21 protein-coding genes are annotated in these 18904 nt (G+C 62.1%); 12 read left to right on the top strand and 9 right to left on the bottom strand.

The features are described from left to right. Positions 1 to 51: 51 nt before the first annotated feature. The 6 genes from EGH25_RS00105 (at position 52) to EGH25_RS00080 (ending at position 6101) form a co-directional block, all read left to right on the top strand. Positions 52 to 1023 carry a class I SAM-dependent methyltransferase gene (locus EGH25_RS00105; protein ID WP_266085237.1) on the top strand — a complete coding sequence of 324 codons (972 nt, stop codon included), beginning with the start codon at positions 52 to 54 and terminating at the stop codon, positions 1021 to 1023. Positions 1024 to 1059: 36 nt separating this feature from the next. Further along, positions 1060 to 2967 (top strand): hydantoinase/oxoprolinase family protein, encoded by a 1908-nt coding sequence (locus EGH25_RS00100; RefSeq protein WP_266085236.1) that lies wholly within the window; start codon positions 1060 to 1062, stop codon positions 2965 to 2967. Beyond that, entirely contained in the window at positions 2964 to 4484 is a 1521-nt protein-coding gene (locus EGH25_RS00095) for a hydantoinase B/oxoprolinase family protein (protein WP_266085234.1), read from the top strand. The genes EGH25_RS00100 and EGH25_RS00095 overlap by 4 nt, the downstream gene beginning before the upstream one ends. A gap of 23 nt (positions 4485 to 4507) precedes the next feature. Beyond that, positions 4508 to 5404: a UbiA-like polyprenyltransferase gene (locus tag EGH25_RS00090; RefSeq protein ID WP_266085233.1), complete on the top strand. Its 897-nt coding sequence runs from the start codon at positions 4508 to 4510 to the stop codon at positions 5402 to 5404. 342 nt (positions 5405 to 5746) lie between these two features. Next, complete coding sequence (locus tag EGH25_RS00085; RefSeq protein ID WP_266085232.1) at positions 5747 to 5899, top strand: hypothetical protein; 153 nt, start codon at positions 5747 to 5749, stop codon at positions 5897 to 5899. 43 nt (positions 5900 to 5942) lie between these two features. Beyond that, positions 5943 to 6101, top strand: coding sequence for a hypothetical protein (locus tag EGH25_RS00080; protein ID WP_266085230.1), 159 nt, complete (start codon positions 5943 to 5945; stop codon positions 6099 to 6101). Here the strand turns inward: EGH25_RS00080 and EGH25_RS00075 are convergent. The 7 genes from EGH25_RS00075 to lysA all read right to left on the bottom strand — a co-directional run bounded on the left by EGH25_RS00075 (position 6076) and on the right by lysA (position 11854). Further along, positions 6076 to 6648, bottom strand: a complete 573-nt coding sequence (locus EGH25_RS00075) for a hypothetical protein (RefSeq protein ID WP_266085228.1) — start codon at positions 6646 to 6648, stop codon at positions 6076 to 6078. The two genes, EGH25_RS00080 and EGH25_RS00075, sit on opposite strands and share 26 nt — an antisense overlap. A gap of 2 nt (positions 6649 to 6650) precedes the next feature. Then, positions 6651 to 6815: a hypothetical protein gene (locus EGH25_RS00070; protein ID WP_266085227.1), complete on the bottom strand. Its 165-nt coding sequence runs from the start codon at positions 6813 to 6815 to the stop codon at positions 6651 to 6653. 77 nt (positions 6816 to 6892) lie between these two features. Further along, positions 6893 to 8002: a hypothetical protein gene (locus EGH25_RS00065; protein WP_266085225.1), complete on the bottom strand. Its 1110-nt coding sequence runs from the start codon at positions 8000 to 8002 to the stop codon at positions 6893 to 6895. Positions 8003 to 8006: 4 nt separating this feature from the next. After that, entirely contained in the window at positions 8007 to 9251 is a 1245-nt protein-coding gene (locus EGH25_RS00060) for an adenosylhomocysteinase (RefSeq protein WP_266085224.1), read from the bottom strand. A 55-nt stretch (positions 9252 to 9306) separates the two neighbouring features. After that, complete coding sequence (locus tag EGH25_RS00055; protein ID WP_266085223.1) at positions 9307 to 10137, bottom strand: RNA-guided pseudouridylation complex pseudouridine synthase subunit Cbf5; 831 nt, start codon at positions 10135 to 10137, stop codon at positions 9307 to 9309. Continuing rightward, on the bottom strand, positions 10137 to 10658 hold the full coding sequence (gene cmk, locus EGH25_RS00050; RefSeq protein WP_266085222.1) for a (d)CMP kinase: 522 nt from the start codon (positions 10656 to 10658) through the stop codon (positions 10137 to 10139). The genes EGH25_RS00055 and cmk overlap by 1 nt, the downstream gene beginning before the upstream one ends. Before the next feature lie 20 nt (positions 10659 to 10678). Continuing rightward, positions 10679 to 11854, bottom strand: coding sequence for a diaminopimelate decarboxylase (gene lysA / locus EGH25_RS00045; protein ID WP_266085221.1), 1176 nt, complete (start codon positions 11852 to 11854; stop codon positions 10679 to 10681). A gap of 103 nt (positions 11855 to 11957) precedes the next feature. On the opposite strand from lysA, the gene EGH25_RS00040 reads away from it, so the two are divergent. Both EGH25_RS00040 and EGH25_RS00035 read left to right on the top strand, forming a co-directional pair. Further along, positions 11958 to 12626 (top strand): hypothetical protein, encoded by a 669-nt coding sequence (locus EGH25_RS00040; protein WP_266085220.1) that lies wholly within the window; start codon positions 11958 to 11960, stop codon positions 12624 to 12626. Between the two features lie 61 nt (positions 12627 to 12687). Then, positions 12688 to 13554 carry a hypothetical protein gene (locus EGH25_RS00035; protein WP_266085218.1) on the top strand — a complete coding sequence of 289 codons (867 nt, stop codon included), beginning with the start codon at positions 12688 to 12690 and terminating at the stop codon, positions 13552 to 13554. Positions 13555 to 13564: 10 nt separating this feature from the next. Here EGH25_RS00035 and EGH25_RS00030 read toward each other — a convergent pair whose 3' ends face one another. Then, complete coding sequence (locus EGH25_RS00030; RefSeq protein ID WP_266085216.1) at positions 13565 to 14779, bottom strand: acyl-CoA dehydrogenase family protein; 1215 nt, start codon at positions 14777 to 14779, stop codon at positions 13565 to 13567. Between the two features lie 50 nt (positions 14780 to 14829). Between EGH25_RS00030 and EGH25_RS00025 the strand changes: the two genes are divergently transcribed. After that, positions 14830 to 15972: a CaiB/BaiF CoA transferase family protein gene (locus EGH25_RS00025; RefSeq protein ID WP_266085215.1), complete on the top strand. Its 1143-nt coding sequence runs from the start codon at positions 14830 to 14832 to the stop codon at positions 15970 to 15972. On the opposite strand, the gene EGH25_RS00020 is transcribed toward EGH25_RS00025, so the two are convergent. After that, positions 15973 to 16749: an SDR family NAD(P)-dependent oxidoreductase gene (locus EGH25_RS00020; protein WP_266085214.1), complete on the bottom strand. Its 777-nt coding sequence runs from the start codon at positions 16747 to 16749 to the stop codon at positions 15973 to 15975. It abuts the gene before it with no gap. 132 nt (positions 16750 to 16881) lie between these two features. On the opposite strand from EGH25_RS00020, the gene EGH25_RS00015 reads away from it, so the two are divergent. From EGH25_RS00015 to EGH25_RS00005, 3 genes are all read left to right on the top strand, one after another. Further along, entirely contained in the window at positions 16882 to 17334 is a 453-nt protein-coding gene (locus EGH25_RS00015; RefSeq protein ID WP_266085212.1) for an SCP2 sterol-binding domain-containing protein, read from the top strand. Further along, entirely contained in the window at positions 17334 to 18434 is a 1101-nt protein-coding gene (locus EGH25_RS00010) for a zinc-binding dehydrogenase (RefSeq protein ID WP_266085210.1), read from the top strand. The genes EGH25_RS00015 and EGH25_RS00010 overlap by 1 nt, the downstream gene beginning before the upstream one ends. Positions 18435 to 18503: 69 nt before the next feature. Next, positions 18504 to 18904, top strand: a 401-nt coding sequence (locus EGH25_RS00005) for an AMP-binding protein (protein WP_266085209.1), incomplete at its 3' end; no start/stop codon positions are given.

The raw sequence follows: 18904 nt of genomic DNA, 5'->3' as shown, positions 1-18904 counted from the left end.
CGTCCTCGGATGCCGACAGCCACTTGTCGATCCGGGGTGTAGGTGGCACCGATGAAGAGCCTCTGCGTCCGTGTTCGGCGCCAAGACGGCGAGGAGACGCGTAAACGTCTCGCCGGCGACGGCGTTCTTGACCACGACCTGCGTATAGAAGAGGAGGACGGTTACCTCTACATTCCCGTGACAGAGGCGTACGACGACCTACCGACGACACGGCGCGCGTTCGACGAACGCGACGACGCGACGGACGCCGCGGATATACTCGGACACGAGCCGCGTTTCGAGACCGTGGGGGACGTCGCGCTTCTCGAACCCGAAGAGAACGACGAGGCGGGCGAGGCGCTCGTAGAGGCGGACAACGGTATCGAAACCGCTCTGCGCGTCGAATCCGCGGTCGAGGGACGCGAGAGGACGCGGCGTATGTCGTACGTGGCAGGCGAACGGAAGACACGGACGGTTCACCGCGAGTACGGGCGCGGCTTCGTCGTCGACCTGACCGAGGTCTACTTCACGCCGCGTCTTGCGGAGGAACGTCAGAGGGTCGCGTCGGATGTATCGCCCGACGAGATGGTTTTCGATATGTTCGCGGGCGTTGGTCCCTTCTCGGTCGCTGTCGCGGAGGCGGGCGCGGATGTCGTCGCGTCGGACATAAACGGGCGCGCCGTCGAACTCCTACGCGAGAACGCCGAGCGCAACGGGGTTGGCGATAGTGTCACGGCGTACAACGACGACGCACGCGACGTTGGGCGACGTGTCGCAGACGCCGGCGGTGCGGATCGCGTCTACATGAACCTTCCCCATACCGCCGACGAGTTCCTCGAAACGGCGTGTGAAACGGCACGGAGCGGGGGTGTACTGCATTACTACGACATACGCCACGAGGACGACCTGTTCGAAGGTGCCGTGGAGGAGATACGTGAGACAGCTGTCCGGTGCGGGTACGAGGTAGAGGTTCTTGAAGAGGTCGTCGTGCGGTCGTACGCGCCGTACGACTACAACGTCTGTATCGACGCGCGTCTCGTTTAACGACAGGCTTACGACGGAGGCGCGCCTGCCGACCGTATGCGCATAGGCGTCGATGTTGGCGGCACGTTTACCGATATTACGCTTTCTACTGAAAACGGTCTCGTAACCGCGAAGACGCCGACGACGGAAGACCAGACGGTCGGCGTCGTACGTGGTATAGAGAAGGTATGTGACGCTGAGGGTGTCGAAGCCTCGGAGGTCGAGGGTACGGTGCACGCCACCACCGTGGGCGTCAACGCTCTGTTGGAGGGCGAGGGCGCGCGAACCGCGGTTGTCACGACGGAGGGCTTCGGCGACGTTCCGGAGATCAGGAGACAGACGCGCGACGAACTGTACGACCTGTGCGCCGAACGTGCCCCTCCTGTCGTTCCTTCGGAACGCCGTTTCGAGGTCGACGAGCGCGCGACGGTTGACGGTACCGAACGGCGCGTGGACGAGGAGGAGATACGTGACCTACCTCTCGACGGGATCGAAAGCGTCGCCGTCTGCTACCTACACTCGTACGCACATCCGGAGAACGAGGAAGAGACGGCGCGTGTTCTACGCGACGAGTTCGACGGGCACGTCTCCGTATCCTCCGACGTACTCGCCGAGTTCCGCGAGTACGAGCGCGCATCGACCACAGCGATCGACGCGTACGTGACGCCCGTTGTGTCGGGGTACCTGAGACGGCTCAACGAACGGCTCGGTGAGATAGGCGTCCCTGAGCCACGCGTTATGTCCTCGAACGGCGGCGTCAAAAGCCCTGAGCGCGTCGCCGAGACCGCCGTCGATACGGTCATGTCGGGACCCGCCGGTGGCGTTGTGGGGGCGTCGACGTACGGCGACCGCGTCGTTAGCTTCGACATGGGCGGTACGTCGACGGACGTGGGTCTCGTGCGCGACGGCGTGGAGAGGACGACGGGGACGGTCGTCGAGGGCGCGCATATAGGCGTACCTTCGGTCGACGTAACGACCGTCGGTGCGGGAGGGGGGAGCATCGCGCGTACCGATGACGGCGGCGCTTTACGCGTAGGTCCCGACTCAGCTGGCTCCGAACCGGGACCCGCGTGCTACGGACGCGGCGGCGAGAGACCGACGGTTACGGACGCGGACGTTTTACTCGGCTACGTGCGCGACGGCAAGGGTCTGGGTGACGAGATCACGGTGGACGCCGATGCGGCGCGCGAAGCACTGTCGGCGCTCGACGGCTTCGACGACGTAACCGAAGCGGCTCTCGGTGTGCGCCGCGTGGCGGACGAGAAGACGGCGCGCGCCGTGCGTTCGGTGACCGTCGAACGCGGCTACGACCCGTCTGAGTTCGTCCTTGTAGGCTTCGGCGGCGCGGGTCCGGGGCACGCCGCGTCCGTCGCCGGTTCTCTCGGTATCGAACGCGTCGTCGTACCCCGACCCGCGGGTGTTCTGTCGGCGTACGGGATTCTCTGCGCCGACGAAAAAGCCGAGGCGTCGCGCACGCTGACCGAGGGCGAAGGGGTCGAGGAGGTTCTACGGAAGCTTGAGGACGAGGCGCGCGACGGCGTCGGCGAGGGCTGTCTCGTGCGCCGTTACGCGGATATACGTTACACCGGTCAGGGAACCGAACTGACCGTACGCGTCGGTCGTCCGTTCGACACCGACGAGGCGCGCGAGGCTTTCGAGGAAGAACACGCGACACGGTACGGGTACACGATGGAGGAAGAGGTACGTGTCGTCTCGGTACGCGCCGAGGCTGTGGTCGAAAGGACGCCGCCAGCCACAGGCGGAAACAACGGAGGGGCGGAGGTGGATGTACGCGATGCCGTCTTTTCGGAAGGTGTCTACGAGACGGCGTTCTACGACGGCGTCCCTGAAGGTACGGTCGAGACGCCCGCCGTGGTTGAGTACGGCGAGGCAACGGCGGTCGTCCCTCCGGGATGGAATGCGCGTGTCGAAGGCGGCGACCTGTACATGGAGGCTGAGGGGTGACGGAGACCGACCCCGCCGAACTCGAACTCGCGCGCAACAGGCTCGAAGGGATCGCCGAGGAGATGGGCGACGTCCTCGTCTCGACGGCTTACTCGCCCAACATCAAGGAGCGCCGCGACTGCTCCGCCGCCGTCTTCGACGCCGACGGACGGTGTGTTGCGCAGGCGGCGGACGTACCCGTCCATCTCGGCGCTATGCCGGCTTCCGTCTCGCACGCCGCACGCCTCGAACCCGGAGAGGGCGAGGTCGTAGCCGTCAACGATCCTTTCGCGGGCGGTACGCATCTCCCCGACCTGACGCTCGTCTCACCCGTCTTCGTCGACGGGCGCGCAGGCTACGTTGCGACGCGCGCCCATCACGCCGACGTAGGCGGAACGGCACCGGGGAGCATGCCCGCGGACTCGACGAGTATACACGACGAAGGGGTTCGTATACCACCCGTACGTCTCGTCGAGAACGGTGAGACGAACGACGCGCTTCTTGAGACGTTCCTCGCGAACGTACGCGACCCGGACGAACGCCGCGCCGACCTCCGTGCCCAGATTTCTGCGAACGAACGCGGTGTGAGCCGTCTCTCCGGATACGTCGACGAAAACGGGACGGGGTCATTCGACGCGCTCATACGGTACGCCGAACGTAGAACGCGCGCAGAGATAACGTCTCTCGCGGACGGCGTCGGGGAGGCGACTGAACGTATGGACGGTGGGAACGGCGACGATCCGCGTATCTCAGTATCCGTCGAGGTCGACGGTGACGAACTCATCGTCGACTTCTCAGGAACGTCGGAGGAGGGCGACGGCAACCTCAACGCGCCGCGTGCTGTCGCGGAGAGCGCAGTCGGCTTCGTCGTACGTTGTGTGACGAGCAACGACGTGCCCGCGAACGCGGGTTCGGTCGCACCCGTCGGTATACGCGTTCCCGAAGGCTGTCTTCTCGATCCCGAACCGCCTTCAGCTGTCGCGGGAGGGAACGTCGAGACGAGCCAACGCGTCGTCGACGGTGTCGTGGAGGCGTTGCGCGAGGCGACCGACGTGTCGCTACCCGCGCAGGGACAGGGTACGATGAACAGCGTCACCGTCGGTAACGACGGCTTCTCGTACTACGAGACTGTGGGCGGCGGTGGAGGCGCTACGCGCGAACGCGACGGTACCGACGGCGTACACGTCGGTATGACCAACACGTTAAACACCCCCGTCGAGGCGCTCGAACGTGAGTACCCTTTACGCGTCGAGGAGTACGCGTTACGTGACGGAAGCGGCGGGGAAGGGGCGCACGACGGCGGCGACGGTATCATACGTGCGCTCGTCGTACTCGAAGGCTGTTCGGTTTCTTTCCTGACCGACAGACGCGAGAACCCGCCGCGCGGTGCCGAGGGTGGCGACGACGGCGAGACGGGCGTCAACCTCGTGGACGGCGAACGTGTCGGTGGGCGGGCGGTCGTCGGTGTCGAACCCGGAACGCGCGTGGAGATACGGACGCCCGGAGGCGGCGGTTACGGCGAGAAAGAAAACGATTAACGGGATCCGCGCGAACACAGTCCGTGAACGTAGCCGAGAAGATACGTGCGATCGCCGAGTTTACGCGCGTAGAGCATACGCTGTTCGCGCTTCCTTTCGCATTCATGGGTGCGGTTCTCGCCGTCGGCGGCGTGCCCGACCTGATGCTCATGCTCTGGGTCTTCGTGGGTCTAATCGGCGGAAGAAGCGCGTCGCTCATGATAAACGACATCGTCGACGAACCCATAGACTCGGCGAACCCGCGCACCGACGACCGTCCTCTGCCCTCCGGACGTCTGTCGCGCGCGGAGGCTTACGTCCTCGTCGGTGTCGCCGTTGGGGTGCTTTTCTACAGCGCCTACCGTATCAACACGACGGCGTTGGTTCTGTCGCCTATAATACCCGTACACGCCTACGTCTACCCTTACACCAAACGTTACACGAGCGCGTCGCACTTCGTACTCGGTCTGAACGGCTCGTACGCGCCTATCGGGGGATGGATCGCGGTACGCGGCGTCGATAGCTTAGGCGGGGTCACGGCGTACCTCGGAAGCTTCGAGTACTACCCGTCGCTTCTCCTCGGCGGTGCGCTCGTCTTCTGGTACGCCGGCTTCGACATCATCTATGGCTTTCAAGACGTTGAGTTCGACCGCGACCAAGGTCTGCACTCGATCCCGGCGATCTACGGGCGCGAGACGGCGCGCCGTGTGAGCGCGGTGTGCCACGGGATTATGATCGTCTCCCTCGTAGTTCTCGTCGGATGGACGGCGACGGCAGGGTTCAACACGGCGGTCTTCGGTGCGGGTGTGGGCGTCGCCGCCGTTCTCCTCATCTACGAGCATCTCATAGCCGAACACGACATAGGAAAGGCGTTCTTCACGGTCAACGCCGTCGTGAGCGCGGCGCTGTTCTTTTCGCTCGTCGCTTCTGTTCTTCTGTAAGTATACGGAACCGGGCAGAGCAACGGAAGGGCGTTCGTAAACCCCTTCCGGAGAATGCCTTAGACACGGTTCTCGGATGGACGATGACCGGTTACGGTCGTCGTAGCCGGGAAGTAGGCGCGGGGAGTGATCAGACACTCGTTTCCGGTAACGTATAGAATTAGTTATACGACGCGCTTGGCGGAGACACCGAGAGGTTTGAGGTAGACCACGATGAACACGATCTCCTACCCGAAGGTTACAGTAGCTCCTCAAAGTAGCGGTACCACACTTCGTACAGGTGATATTCGGCGCGTCGACGTGTGAGAACGACAACGGAGAACCCGATAGAGAAACCGGTTTGTGCTCGTCGAAATCAAGGAGATGACCAACCGGTACGCGGTTAAGCACATCGACCCCGGACAGACGGAGACGAACCAGGAGCCGAAGAAACCCGGGTGCTACGTCAAGCCGAACGACGACGGCGTGACCGCCCCTCGCCAGCGCTGGGAGTGACGACGCAGGAGTTATACCTGACCGCCGCGTATCATCGGATAAGATGAGCACTGAAAAGTCAAAACATCCAGAGAGAAGCAAGGAATCGCGGGAATGGGTGGAGAAAGCACGTGCCCTCAGTGAGGTCAATCCTGAGCTATACGACGATCTCGGCGGCGACGATGAAGAGGGATGCGTTAACCCTGAAGAGTTCGGCTACTGAGATAGTACATCCTCAAGGTATCTGTTCCAAACCTGGAAAAGGCGATCTTTCTCGAAAATATCCTCCACGGACATCCCCCCACGTTACGAACATGCTTTGACTTCTCTCTCGCGGCTCGCGTCCTACCCCTGTATTCTTTTCCCATGAACGCAGGAGAGTTCAATCCCGAATCCATCATAGCTACTTCAAGCGTATTCATGCCGGTTCGGTGGTTCGCGTCCTGAAAGAAATGAAAACCGGCAAAGAACCGAAGCCAGTAAGCTGACTGTTCTATCAGTGGTCGGTCAAGAGGGAAGTCATCAAAGAACTGTCCTATCAGGCTCTCCACTTCGTCTATCTCGTATCTTGGGTGGATGACACGCGACCTCGTGATACGCATCGACATTCGGCTAACCTGTACGCCTTCGTAAATCTGTGATGCATCCTCGGCTATACTTACGTTCACGTCCACCGGAGTCATCGCGTCATCGGGTATCCCCTCCTCACGTATCCGTGGCTCGTCATCATCGTCTCCGAACTCGTCGGTAGGGTCGTACGGGTCGAACATGCTTAGTCGAACCTCTCGAACCGCCCTTTTTTCGATGGCGGACGTCCCTCGTCGCGCAGACGGTGGTTACCGACGTTCGTCACCACGTCCTTCGCTCCGTCGAAGCGTATCTTCAGCTTTTCGGCTCTCTCAGGGAAGCCGATGACTTCGCATTCTACCGTCAGCAACGGACGGTCGACGACAGCCCGGTCGCCGGGAGAGGTTCACGCCCGCTTCATCCTGCGGTTTTGTTTCACCTATTTGCTCACGTTCCGGTATCTTCCGCCGTATCCTCACGATCCCTTCGGGTCTTCTCCGCAAAGGGATCTTGCGGCGTGACGTTCGGTTGGTGATCCGTGATGTTCGTTCGGTAGGCGGTACCTTCGGTGACGTCGTTCGGTGAGCCGAAGACATCGGAGAGTCCGACAGTCCGGAGGCTGTTTTTGAGCGCGTCAGTCCAGCCGAAACGGGCGTCGAAAACACGAAACGCAGACGCCGTACCGTCGGTAGAACCCGTGTACTCAACAACGACCGACGAGCTGGTTTCGTAGACCTCCGTCGAGTCGAGAATGTCGTTGAGGCGCGCGTCGTTGGGTAGCCGCGCCGCGGTTACGTACACACCGACGGTTCGGCGTACGTCGCCGACGCCCGCACCGACCGACGGACGGAGTTCGAGTCTGATAGAGGTACCGTTGAGGCGAGGATCGGGTCGGTAACTTCCCGATACTGTCGATGTATCCGCGAGAGGTGCGTCGGTGGCAACGAACGTCACGGGGGCGGAGGTTAGCTCGTCACGTAACGGTGAGTTGAGGGCTTCGGCGCTCCGCCACGCCACGTCGGAGGCGTCACGTACGGCACGTTCGGTTCCGACGACGTAGACGCCGCGTCCGACCGTCGTGGCGTAGAACGGACGCGCGTCCTCCGTGGCGTTGGAACGTACTGTGTAGAAAGGTACGAGGTTGTACGACGAGCGTTCGACGTCGAATGTCTCCAAGCCGCGCACGTCTACCACACCGGGTTCGGTGCGGAAGACGACGCCGGCGTAGCTTCCTTCGTCGGTGCTGTCTGTGCGAGACGTTCCGACGAAGAACGTCGCCTCAAGCAGGCTGTCCGTCCCGATCCCTGTACGGTCTTCGACGGAACCGAGGAGTCCGTCGTAACCCGTTCCGAGCGCCGTTTCGAGGAGTCTGTCAACGTTCGGATCGTCGCCGAGGGCGGTCGTGTTGACACGGACTGCGGTACCGGCGTCCGCGGGGACGAAACGCGTCGTGTCCTGTGGGGCGACGACAAGACCGAGGTAGTTGGCGGAGACGACGGCACCGAGAACGACGGCGCATACGGTAACCGCCGCGACCACCCCGGTCTTCCGTCTCATACGTCTACGTCCCGTGTTGCCACGAGGAGATGTAGTCGCGCTGTTCGTCGGTGAGTTCGTCTATCTCGACGCCGAGTGCGTCTAACTTTATCTCGGCGACACGACGGTCTATACCGTCAGGCACCTCGTGGACGCCTTCGGCGAGGTCGGCGTCAAGGACGCGTTCGACGCAGAGTGCCTGAACGCCGAAGGACTGATCCATAACCTCGGCGGGATGTCCGAGCGAGACGGGCGTGGCGAGGTTGACGAGACGTCCCTCTGCGAGAACGTTCACACGGCGTCCGTCGGGTGTCTCGTACTCACGTATACCGTCGCGCACATCGCGCTCGGCGACGGCGTACTCCGAAAGCTGTTCGAGGTTTATCTCGACATCGAAATGCCCTGCGTTTGCGAGAACGACGCCGTCATTCATACTCTCGAACGCCTCGCGCGTCACGACGTCGCGGTTTCCCGTCGTCGTAATTATGAAGTCGGCGTCCTCGACAGCTTCGTTCATAGGTGCGACGTCGTAGCCCTCCATATGGGCTTCGAGGGCGCGCCGCGGGTCTACCTCCGCGACGGTCACGTCAGCGCCGAGACCGTCCGCCTTCTTCGCAACACCCCGTCCACAGTGCCCGTATCCGCCGACGACGACCGTCTTCCCCGCGAACAGAAGGTTGGTCGTCATAGCTATGCTCGAAAGCGACGACTCGCCCGTGCCATGAACGTTGTCGAACTGGCGTTTCATGGGCGTGTCGTTGACCGCGAAGACGGGGTAACGCAGTGCGTCGTCGTCGTCCATGGCGCGCAGACGGTGGACGCCCGTCGTCGTCTCCTCGCATCCGCCCGCGATACCGTCGAGAAGTTCGGGGTACTCCTCGTGTATACGGAAGATGAGGTCACCGCCGTCGTCAACCGTCACGTCAGGTTCGTGTTCGATAACGGCGTCAAGAGCCTCGTAGTACCCGTCCCTGTCGACACCGTGACGCGCGTAGCTGTGTACGCCGTCGACCGCATCAAGCGCCGCGGATACGTCGTCGTGTGTCGAAAGCGGGTTGCATCCCGTGATACCAACCTCCGCGCCGCCTTCGGCGAGTAGCTCCGCGAGGACGGCGGTCTTCGCCTCGACGTGCATCGCCATTCCGATCACGACGCCGTCGAGCGGCTTCTCTTCGGTGTAACGTTCGCGTATACGTGCGAGTATAGGCGTGTGCTCGCGCGCCCAGTCTATCTTACGTCTTCCTTCGTCGGCGTCGCCGTCGATCTCCATGGACAAGGTAGAGATGAGCGCGTGTTAAGAATTCCGTTGGCTTCCGGTGCGTCGGCTACACGAGAACGGTGTCGGGTGTGAAGACGGGTTCGGCATCGTGTCCGTGGAAGGTTCCGACAGCAACCGCCTCGCCGTCCGCAACGACGAAGCAGTCTTCGTCGGGTGTCGCGTCGTCGTCGACGGAGACGGTACCGGGAGCGTACAGCGGCGCGCCGTTTTCGACCGACCCAACGGTGTTCGGCGCGGCGTCGATGCGCGGTAGACGGGTTTCGAGTACCTCTACGAGAGGGAAGACGGCGTCGGCGAGACGTTCGGGCTGTTCACCACGGACGGCGACGGCGTCAGCGAGGCTCTGTAGATACCACGCGTCCTCTATACCGAAACAGCCGCTCCGTGTACGTCTTAGCTCCGCCATATGACCGCCGACGCCGAGGGCGAGACCGATGTCGTGACAGAGCTTACGTACGTACGTTCCCGACCCGCAGACGACGCGTCCGAGGTACCGGTTCGCGTCGTCGCCCTCGCCGCGTTCGAGCGGTTCGAGTCTTTCGACGTTACGTACGCGTAGCTCGCGTCTCGCAGAACCCTGTACGGGCGGGCGCTGGTAGATTTCGCCCTCGAACTCGTCGAAGACCTCTTCGACGGAACGGGTCGGTTCGGCGTGGAGTTCGAGAACGAAGACGTACGCCTTCGACGCTTCGGCGAACAGACCCGATACGCGCGCCGCGGTTCCGAAAAGTACGGGGAGGCATCCCGTTACACGCGGGTCGAGAGTCCCCGTATGCGCCGCCTTGTCGACGCCCATGATCTCCGCGACCCACGACGCGACCTCGTGGCTCGTGGGACCCGAAGGCTTGTCGACCACGACGACGCCCTTGTCGCGCATCAGAGGTTACCGACCGCCGTCGTCGCTATCTTGGCGACACCGTCCTCGTCCCACCGCGACGTATCGATTACGAGGTCGTAGACAGACAGGTCGTCTATATCGATACCGTGTATCTCGCGGTATCTCTTCGCCTCGCTGTTCTCCCTGTCCTCGATCTCGGCGCGCGCGCCCTCGACCGTCTGTTCCTCACGTTCGGCGACGCGTTCGGCGCGTACGTCGACGGGCGCGGTGAGCCAGACGCGTAGGGTGGCTTCGTCGACCATCCATCCTGAGAGACGACCTTCCATGACGACGCCGTCGCGGTCGCGTGCTATCTCGCGCTGGCGCTCGTCTATCTCGCGGTCTATCTCCGGATCCTCCTCGGCGATACGTCCGAACTCGGCGAGCGAAACACCGCGTTCGCGCGCCATAGCGCGGAAGACATCGCCGCTTGAGACGTGTTCAAGGTCGAAACGCGACGAAAGAGCCTCGGCAAGCGTCGTCGTGCCGCTACCGGGTGGTCCGCTTACGGTTACTCTCATGTAGGAAGTTCGGCAACCGGCTAATCAAGCTTTACGTTTCTAAACTGCTCGTCGACCGCCTCGCGTTCACGTATCACGTCTACACCGTCGTCGACGATGACCTCGGCGGGGAGGGGACGTGAGTTGTAACGCGACGCCATGGCGAAGCCGTAAGCGCCTGCGGTGTGGACGACGAGTAGATCACCCTCGCGCGGTTCGGCGATCCGGCGTCCGTGTCCGAGGTAGTCGCCCGACTCACAGATAGGTCCCGCGATGTCGTACCGTCCCGTCGGCGCGGCGTCGCGCGAAAGGTTCGTGACGGCGTGGTACGCGTCGTACATCGCGGGACGTAGAAGGGTGTTAAAGCCGGCGTCGACGCCTATCACGCCGTCGCCGACCGTGTTGACGCGTGTAACGAGAACGGTCGACTCGGCGACGAGGTAACGTCCGGGTTCGACGACAAGTGTCGCGTCAACGTCGAAGGCGTCGCGCACCATCTTACCGAGCGCCTCAACGTCGAGCGGTTCCTCGGCGTCGCTGTACGGAATACCGAGACCGCCGCCTATATCGACGTACTCAGGCGTGACGGGCAGGTCGTCGACGATCTCGCAGATACGTTCGGTCGCGCGTACGAGGGGTTCGGGTTCGAGGAATCCGCTCCCTATGTGGGCGTGAAGACAGACGGGTTCGACACCCGCACCGAGGGCGCGTTCGAAGAGCGCCGCCGCCTCGTCGGGCGTGACACCGAAACGCGCACCCTTTCCGCCCGTCACCACCTCGTCGCTGTGACCCGCGCCGACGCCCGGATTGACACGTACGCCGACGCGTTCCGCCCCCGCGTCGATAACCGTCTCCATCTGTCCCGGTGAGTCGACGTTTACGAGAACGCCGCGGTCGACGACCTCACGGAGTTCTTCGGGCGAGGGTGCGTACGACGTGTACATCATCCCGTCGCCTCCGAATCCGGCGCTCTCCCCCGCGATTACCTCCCCGACAGAGACGGTGTCAAGCGCCGCGCCCCTTTCGCGCAGGAGCGCCAGTATACGCGGGTTCGTGTTCGCCTTCGCGGCGTACTGTATACGTGCACCGGGGAAGGCATCGCGCAAGCTGTCGAACCTGTCGCGTACGGTCGTCGCTGAGGTGACGTACGTCGGCGTTCCGTGTTCGTCGGCGACCGACGCGACCGTGTCGCGGTCGATCCCTTGGGGTAGCTCCATCGGTCGTGGGTACGTCCGTCACGTCTTAATGGGTTGCGGTCGCAGGTTCGACGGATGTCGTACAAAGGCTTATTAACCGAACGGGTTAACGAACGTCCAACGTATGTCAGAGTCCGTAAACGCGCCTGCCTCGGCGCAACGCGTCAAGCCCCGGAGCAGGGAAGCCGTGTTGGGTAAGTTCGAGGAGTTCATGGAGGAGATTATCGACGACGCACTATCCGAGTTCGAGCCTCTGCGCGTCGTCAACATCAACCGTCTTCCCGGAAACTCGACGGCTAAGTCCGTTCTGAGACCCGTGATAGAGGACGAGCTAAGACGGTTCCGCGCCAACATAGAGAACCAGTTCGGTATCGTCATGGACTACGCGAAGACGGGCGACACGGAAAAGCACAGACGCGAGTTCCTGCGATCCGACATCTTCTACCAGAACTTCGAGGGGAGCGACCGCCGGCGTCTCGAACGCGACCTGACCGAACGTATGAAGAACATGGGCGACGACATGGCTCCGCTCCTCAAGACGGGCGAGGACAACTTCTGGAACGCCGCTGTCGCATCGTACGACGAGGACGAGGCGCGCAGGATGCTTCCCAAGCATTTCGCGTACACGGATACGGTCAAGGGGTATCAGGAGGATCTGAACCTTACGGTCGAGATAGGAAGCGGTCTCCTCAGCACCGAGATAGAGTACACCGACGAGGCGATGCGTGTCCTCGGTATCGCTGAGACGAACCTGCGTAACGACCTCGGACGGCGTGTGGACGAGTTCTACTGAGGTTTTTCACCCGTATCACGGAAAGAACTATACCGTAGGAGTTATATAGTGACACGAAACCATGGGGAAAGAAGCAGTACGCGACCAGCTACATGTCTTCTTGGGGGGCGTCACGGAGTACGCTCTTGAGGAGTTCAGACCTCTCGGTGTCATCGGACTCGGCTTCCTTCCGGGGAACGGCGTGGCGAAGATACTGTTGGGTCCTATAATCGATCAGGAGATAAGTAGCATAAAGATCAGCCTGCAGAACGAGTTCAACCTCATAATGGACTACTCGGAAGAGATAGCCGAGGGGAACGACCCCGACGCGGGCGAGTACGAGGATCGTTTCCTACGTTCCGACTTCTTCTACCAGCATTACGAGGGCGACCGTGGTGACGAGTTTGAGGAGGTTATGATGCAGAGACTCGAAGAGGTCGCACACGACATGGCTCCGCTCGTCGAGGTTGAAACCGACGACTTCTGGGAAGCGCTTGAGGAGTCGTACGACCGCAGGGAGGCGGAGGAGGTTCTCAAGTACCACTTCAGCTTCACCGACAAGATAGTCGAAGAGTTCGGCGACGGTCTCAACATACGTTTCGATCTCGGACCTATCAGCATCGGATACACGAAGGAGGCTCTACGTGTCATGCCCAAGGCTGAGGGGCATCTCAGGCGTGAGATAGTCGACAGGCTCGACGAGGTCTACGGCGAGAGGGAAGGTGAAGAGGAAGAGAAGCTGGAGGAGTTAGAGAAGAAGAACGAGGAGCTTCGTAAGGAGCTTGAGAGGCTACGTGAGGAGGAGGGCGACGGGGGCGACGTGGAGGGGGACGGGGAGGAGAGCGGTGCGGAGGGGGAAGAGGTCGAAGAAAAGACACGTGCGGAGGAGGACGCGGATACGAAGAACGAAGCCGGGGTAGAGGTCGACGAGCCTGAGGCTGAGGACTGACGCGTCGGTGCTAAAGAAGACCGTTCTGTTTCGCCACCGTGTTTAGCTGTATCTCGTCCGTACCCTCGACGATACGTAGGATACGCGCGAGATGGAGATGCTCCATGAACGGGTTGTCCTCCGAAAGACCCGACGCGCCGTGTACCTGTACGGCGTCGTCGGCGACGTTCCAGAACGTATCCGTCGCGTACCATTTGAATATGGACGACTCCTCGGTCGTTCCTCCGCCGTCGTCCATCTGCCACGCGAGATGCAGACCCGCGGAGTCGGCGGCGTAGTTCCGCGCGCGACCCTCGGCTACCATGTTGGATATGCTCTGGTACCTGCCTATGGGACGCCCGAAAGCCTCGCGCTCGCCCGCGTACTCCTTGCAGAGTTCAAGGAGATGACGCGTCATGCCGACCGCCGTCGCGCCGAGTTCGAGGCGTCCGAGCGAGAGGAACGACATCGCGTTGTAGAACGCGGCGTCGGCGGTTCCGAGGACGCGCGAGTCGGGTACGTGTACGTCATCAAGGACGATCTCCGCCTGTAACCCTTCGAGACCCACGGCGTTGTTGCGCGAACCGAGTTCGAACTCGTCGGACTCGACGAGGAAGCACGTGATACCGCCGTACCTCCCGGCGTCGTCCTCCGGCGTCGTGCGCGCGAAGACCTGCGCGAAGTCACAGTGGGGCGCGTTCGTAATCCACTGTTTCTGTCCGTTTATCACCCATCCGTCGCCGTCGCGGTCGGCGGTCGTCTTCATACCCGGCGCGTCCGAACCCACCGACGGCTCCGTGAGCGCGAACGCCGTCGTCTTCTCGCCGCGTATACACGGTTCGAGGTAACGTTCGACCTGTTCTCCCTCGGCTTGGAGGAGGAGGGGTTTGGGACCTTCGGGACCCGCAAGCATGAACTCCGACAGACCGCGCCCCTTCTCGGCGACGTGTCTCTTGGCGCGGTACCACGTCACGTTCGAGACGTCCTGACCGCCGTGCTCCTCAGGCATGTTCATGGCGTAGAAGCCCGCCTCGGCGCTCGCGCGGCGGATCTCGTCGACGGCGTCGATGACCTCTGGCGCTACCTCGCCGTCCGGGTCGTTACGCAGACGCGGGTTGTCGAACGTCTCGCCGAGTTCCGACTCGCGGGGTTCGACCTCTTGCTCAACGAACTCGTCTATGCTGTCAAGGATTAGGCGCGTCTCCTCGTCGACACCGAAGGAGACGCCACCGTGTTGCTCGGTCACATAACACAAACAACCCGTGGTAATATATAGATTAGCCCGCTACGTGCGGTATGCTCGACGGTATACGCGTCGTGGACATGACGCGCCTGCTCCCCGGACCGTACGCAACACAGCATCTCGCCGACCTCGGCGCGGATGTCGTAAAGATAGAGCCGCCTGAGGGCGACTACGCGCGGTACTCGACGCCGCGTGTCGACGGCGAGGGCGGCGTCTTCTCGATGGTCAACCGCGGGAAGAGGAGCGTATCGCTCGACCTGAAGGACGAAGACGGTCTCGAAGCCTTCTACGCGCTCGTCGACGACGACGGTTGGGACGCAGACGCCGTCGTCGAGGGTTTCCGTCCGGGTGTCGCCGACCGTCTCGGCGTGGGATACGACGACGTACGCGAACGCAACGAAGGTACCGTCTACTGCTCCTTATCGGGGTACGGACAGGATACCGACGCCGCCGACGAGGCGGGGCACGACCTCAACTACGCCGCGTACGCGGGTCTGCTCGACATGACGCGCGCGGAGGAGGACGGACGACCTGCGGTACCCGGGTTCCCCGTCGGCGACATGGCGGGCGGCGTCTTCTGCGCCCTCTCTGTCGTCTCTGCGCTGTTAGGACGCGAGCGCGGTGACGGCGAGGAGACGGGCGGGTACGTCGACACGTCGATGGCGGAGTCGGTCCTGTCCTTCTCACAGGCGGTGGTTCCTGATGTTCTCGCGGACGGGGACGCAGAAGCGCGCGAGACTGCGCTCACGGGCGGATACGCGTGCTACGACGTCTACGAGACGGCGGACGGCGGGTACGCGACGCTCGCGGCGCTCGAACCCAAGTTCTGGTCGGAGTTCTGTGAGGTCGTCGGGCGCGAGGAACTCGTCGGGGAGCATCCGGGCGACGCCGAGACGCGCGACGAGGTCGCCGATATACTCGCGTCAAAGACCGTCGATGAGTGGAACGAGACGTTCGACGGAACCGACGTGCCGTTTCGGCGCGTACGTTCGGTCGACGAGGCGCTGGAGGACGAAGACGTGCAGGAACGTCTCGTGCGCGGGGGCGACGAGGCACCGCCGCGTGTAGGCTTCCCCGCGAAGACGGCGTCGGAGGTCGAACGCGAGACGGACGAGTCTCTTCCGTCGCACGGTGAGCATACGGAGGAGGTTCTACGTGAGGCGGGATGGGATGACGAGGGGATAGAGGGGCTGTAGTCAGAACGCGAAAAGGTCGATACCGCCCGTGATACCGACGACCTGCCCTGTAATGTAGTTCGCCTGTTCGCTCGAAAGGTACGCGATGGTGTTCGCAACGTCCTCCTCCGTGCCGAGCTTACGCATCGGCGTGTTGCGTGCTATATCCGCCCATTTCTCGTTGACGTTTTCAAGCTGTTCGATGGGGAGATCCGACAGACTTCCGACGACGATGCTCGGCGCGAGTACGTTCGACGTAACGCCCGACTGCGCGCCTTCGAGCGCGAGCGTCTTACCGAAGCCTATGAGACCCGCCTTGGTCGTCGAGTACGAAACCTGACCGAAGCCGCCTTCCCATCCCGCCATGCTACTCATCGTGAGGACACGCCCCCATCCGCGGTCGCACATCGCGGGGAAGATCTCCTTGGTGATGTTGTACGTCCCCGTGAGGTTGACAGCCATGTCGCGATCCCAGAGGTCGTCGTCGTATCCTTCGACGCGTCCGACGGCGTCGACGACGCCTGCGTTGTTTACGAGAACGTCGACACCGCCCGTGTCGTCACGTACCTCCTCTACGGTCTCACGTACGTCGTCGCGGTCGGTCAGGTCGCAGTCGACGGCGAATGCGTCACCCCCGTCGTCACGTATTCCCTCCGCCACGTTCTCCGCACCGTCGAGGTCGACGTCGAGGATCACGACCTCAGCGCCTTCGTCGGCGAGTATCTCGGCGTCTACACTGCCTATACGTCCCGCACCGCCCGTGACGAGCGCCGTCTTGTCGTCGAGTCCTAACTCCATGGTCTGTCACGGTGGTCGGAGCGCATAAGTCTTGTGCGGGTCATACGCGGGAGGCGTCGCCGTCTTGTGAAACACTACCATAGTCAGCTTTAATAGAAGGGCGCGCCTGCGTAGCGACACGGAGGTACAAGAATGGCAGTAGATTTTCCAAGCGACGGATGGATCGACGAATGGAAGGCACAGCTAAACGACAACGACGAGTACGCCGAGAAGGCGTCGGACTGGGGTGTAGGATGGAACGGTGACTTCATATTCACCATAGAGGTCGACGATGAGGCTAAGGAGAAGTTCCCTGAACTCGTGGGTGACAACGACAAGGTACAGTACTTCATCGGTCTCGAAGGCGGAGAATGCACGGGTGCGTATCAGGTCGACGACCTCGAAGACGTCGACTACGGCTTCGAGATTATAGGTCCGTACGAGAACTGGAAGAAGCTCGCAAACGGCGAGATAGGGGCGATAGACAGCCTCATGAGTGGTCAGTTCGAGCTTAACGGCGACATGCAACGCGTTATGCAGTACAGCGACGGGGCTGTCGAGATGGTCGAGACCGCCACCGACATCGAGACAAACTTCGTATACTGATGTCGTACGGAAAGGTCGTAACGCTCGCTGGGGAGCGTGAGACGGAGATCAAGGAGGTGGACTACAAGCCCGACGTAGAGGACGAGGCGGTCTTCACCGAGGTCGTACAGACCAACGTCTGTGGTAGCGAGATACATTTCTGGAAGGGCGAGTTCCCCGTTCCCAACGGCGCTGTGCTCGGACACGAAGCCGTCCTACGTGTCGAGGAGCTTGGCGACGAAGTGACGACCGACTCCGCGGGTGAGAGTGTCGAGGAGGGCGACCTGATTACGCCCGTCTACTTCCAGCCGTGCGGCGAATGTAGCGGCTGTTCGCACGGTCAGTTCTACGCTTGCGAGGTCGTCAAGAGCATGGGCGAATGGATGCAACCGCATTCGATACCGCCGCATTTCCGCGGGACGTTCGCGACGCATTACTACGTCAACCCGGGACAGCGCTTCTACAAGGTGCCTGAGGACGTACCCAACCACGTCGCCGCGGGTGCGAACTGTGCGCTCTCGCAGGTCATCTTCGGTCTCGACCGCGCCAACCTGACACAGGGTGAGACGGTTCTCGTTCAGGGTGCGGGCGGTCTGGGTCTCAACGCCACCGCGGTTGCGAAGGAGACGGGCGCGGAGGTCATCGTCGTCGAGGGAGCGCCCGGACGTATCGAACGCGCCAAGGAGTTCGGGGCTGACCACGTCGTCGACATGAACGAGTACGAGGAGTCGGGCGAACGTATACGCCGCGTACAGGAACTCACCGACGGCGACGGCGCGGATGTCGGGATCGAGGTCGCGGGTATACCGCCGGCGTTCAAGGAGGGCGTCAGTATGCTACGTAACGGCGCGCGGTACGTCGAGATGGGGAACATAGCGACGAAGCTAACGACCGAGTTCAGCCCCGCCGAACTCACCGTGAAACGTATCAACGTCGAGGCTCTCCTCCTGTACCAGCCGTGGTACCTCGAACAGGCTCTCGACTTCCTCGAAAGGAACGCCGAAAAGTATCCGTACGACGACCTTCTCGACGCCGAGTTCCCTCTCGAAGAGGCGCAGGAAGCTCTCGAAAGAAGCGCAGAGCAGGAGTTCACGCGCGCGAGTCTGGTGCCTGAGAGGTAGGTACCTGAGAGGTAGGTCAAGCCCGAATCCGGAGAAAGGCTTTTTCGTCCTCTTCCCGTCGTGTAGAGCATGGTATCCGACTGGCGGCAGGCGGAGAAGGAGTACGACGACGAGGTAATAGGCTGGAACACGGTTCCGGAGGCGGTAGAAGCGGCGGTAAAGAGACGTCCGGAAGAGACGGCGAGCATGTACAAAGGAGGCGTATACAACCGAACGCTCACACCGGAGGTAATCGACGAAGCACCGGAGGGCGAGTTTGCGTCGGTGACGTACGGGGATTTCCGACGAATCTACCGGAGGCTTGCGGCAGGATTCGACGAACTCGGTGTAACGAAGGGCGACCGTGTAGGTATCTTCGCCAACACACGTCTCGAATGGGCGCTCTCCGACTTCGCGTTACTTTCACGCGGCGGTGTGGTAACGAGCGTCTACTCGTCTTCGTCGCCGCGACAGACGGAGTACCTTCTCGA

Origin of the sequence: Halorutilus salinus (genome assembly GCF_026242195.1) — an archaeon.
GTDB lineage: Archaea > Halobacteriota > Halobacteria > Halobacteriales > Halorutilaceae > Halorutilus > Halorutilus salinus.
The sequence above is the reverse complement of the archived record's forward strand: the minus strand, read 5'-3'. Positions and strand labels throughout refer to the sequence as shown.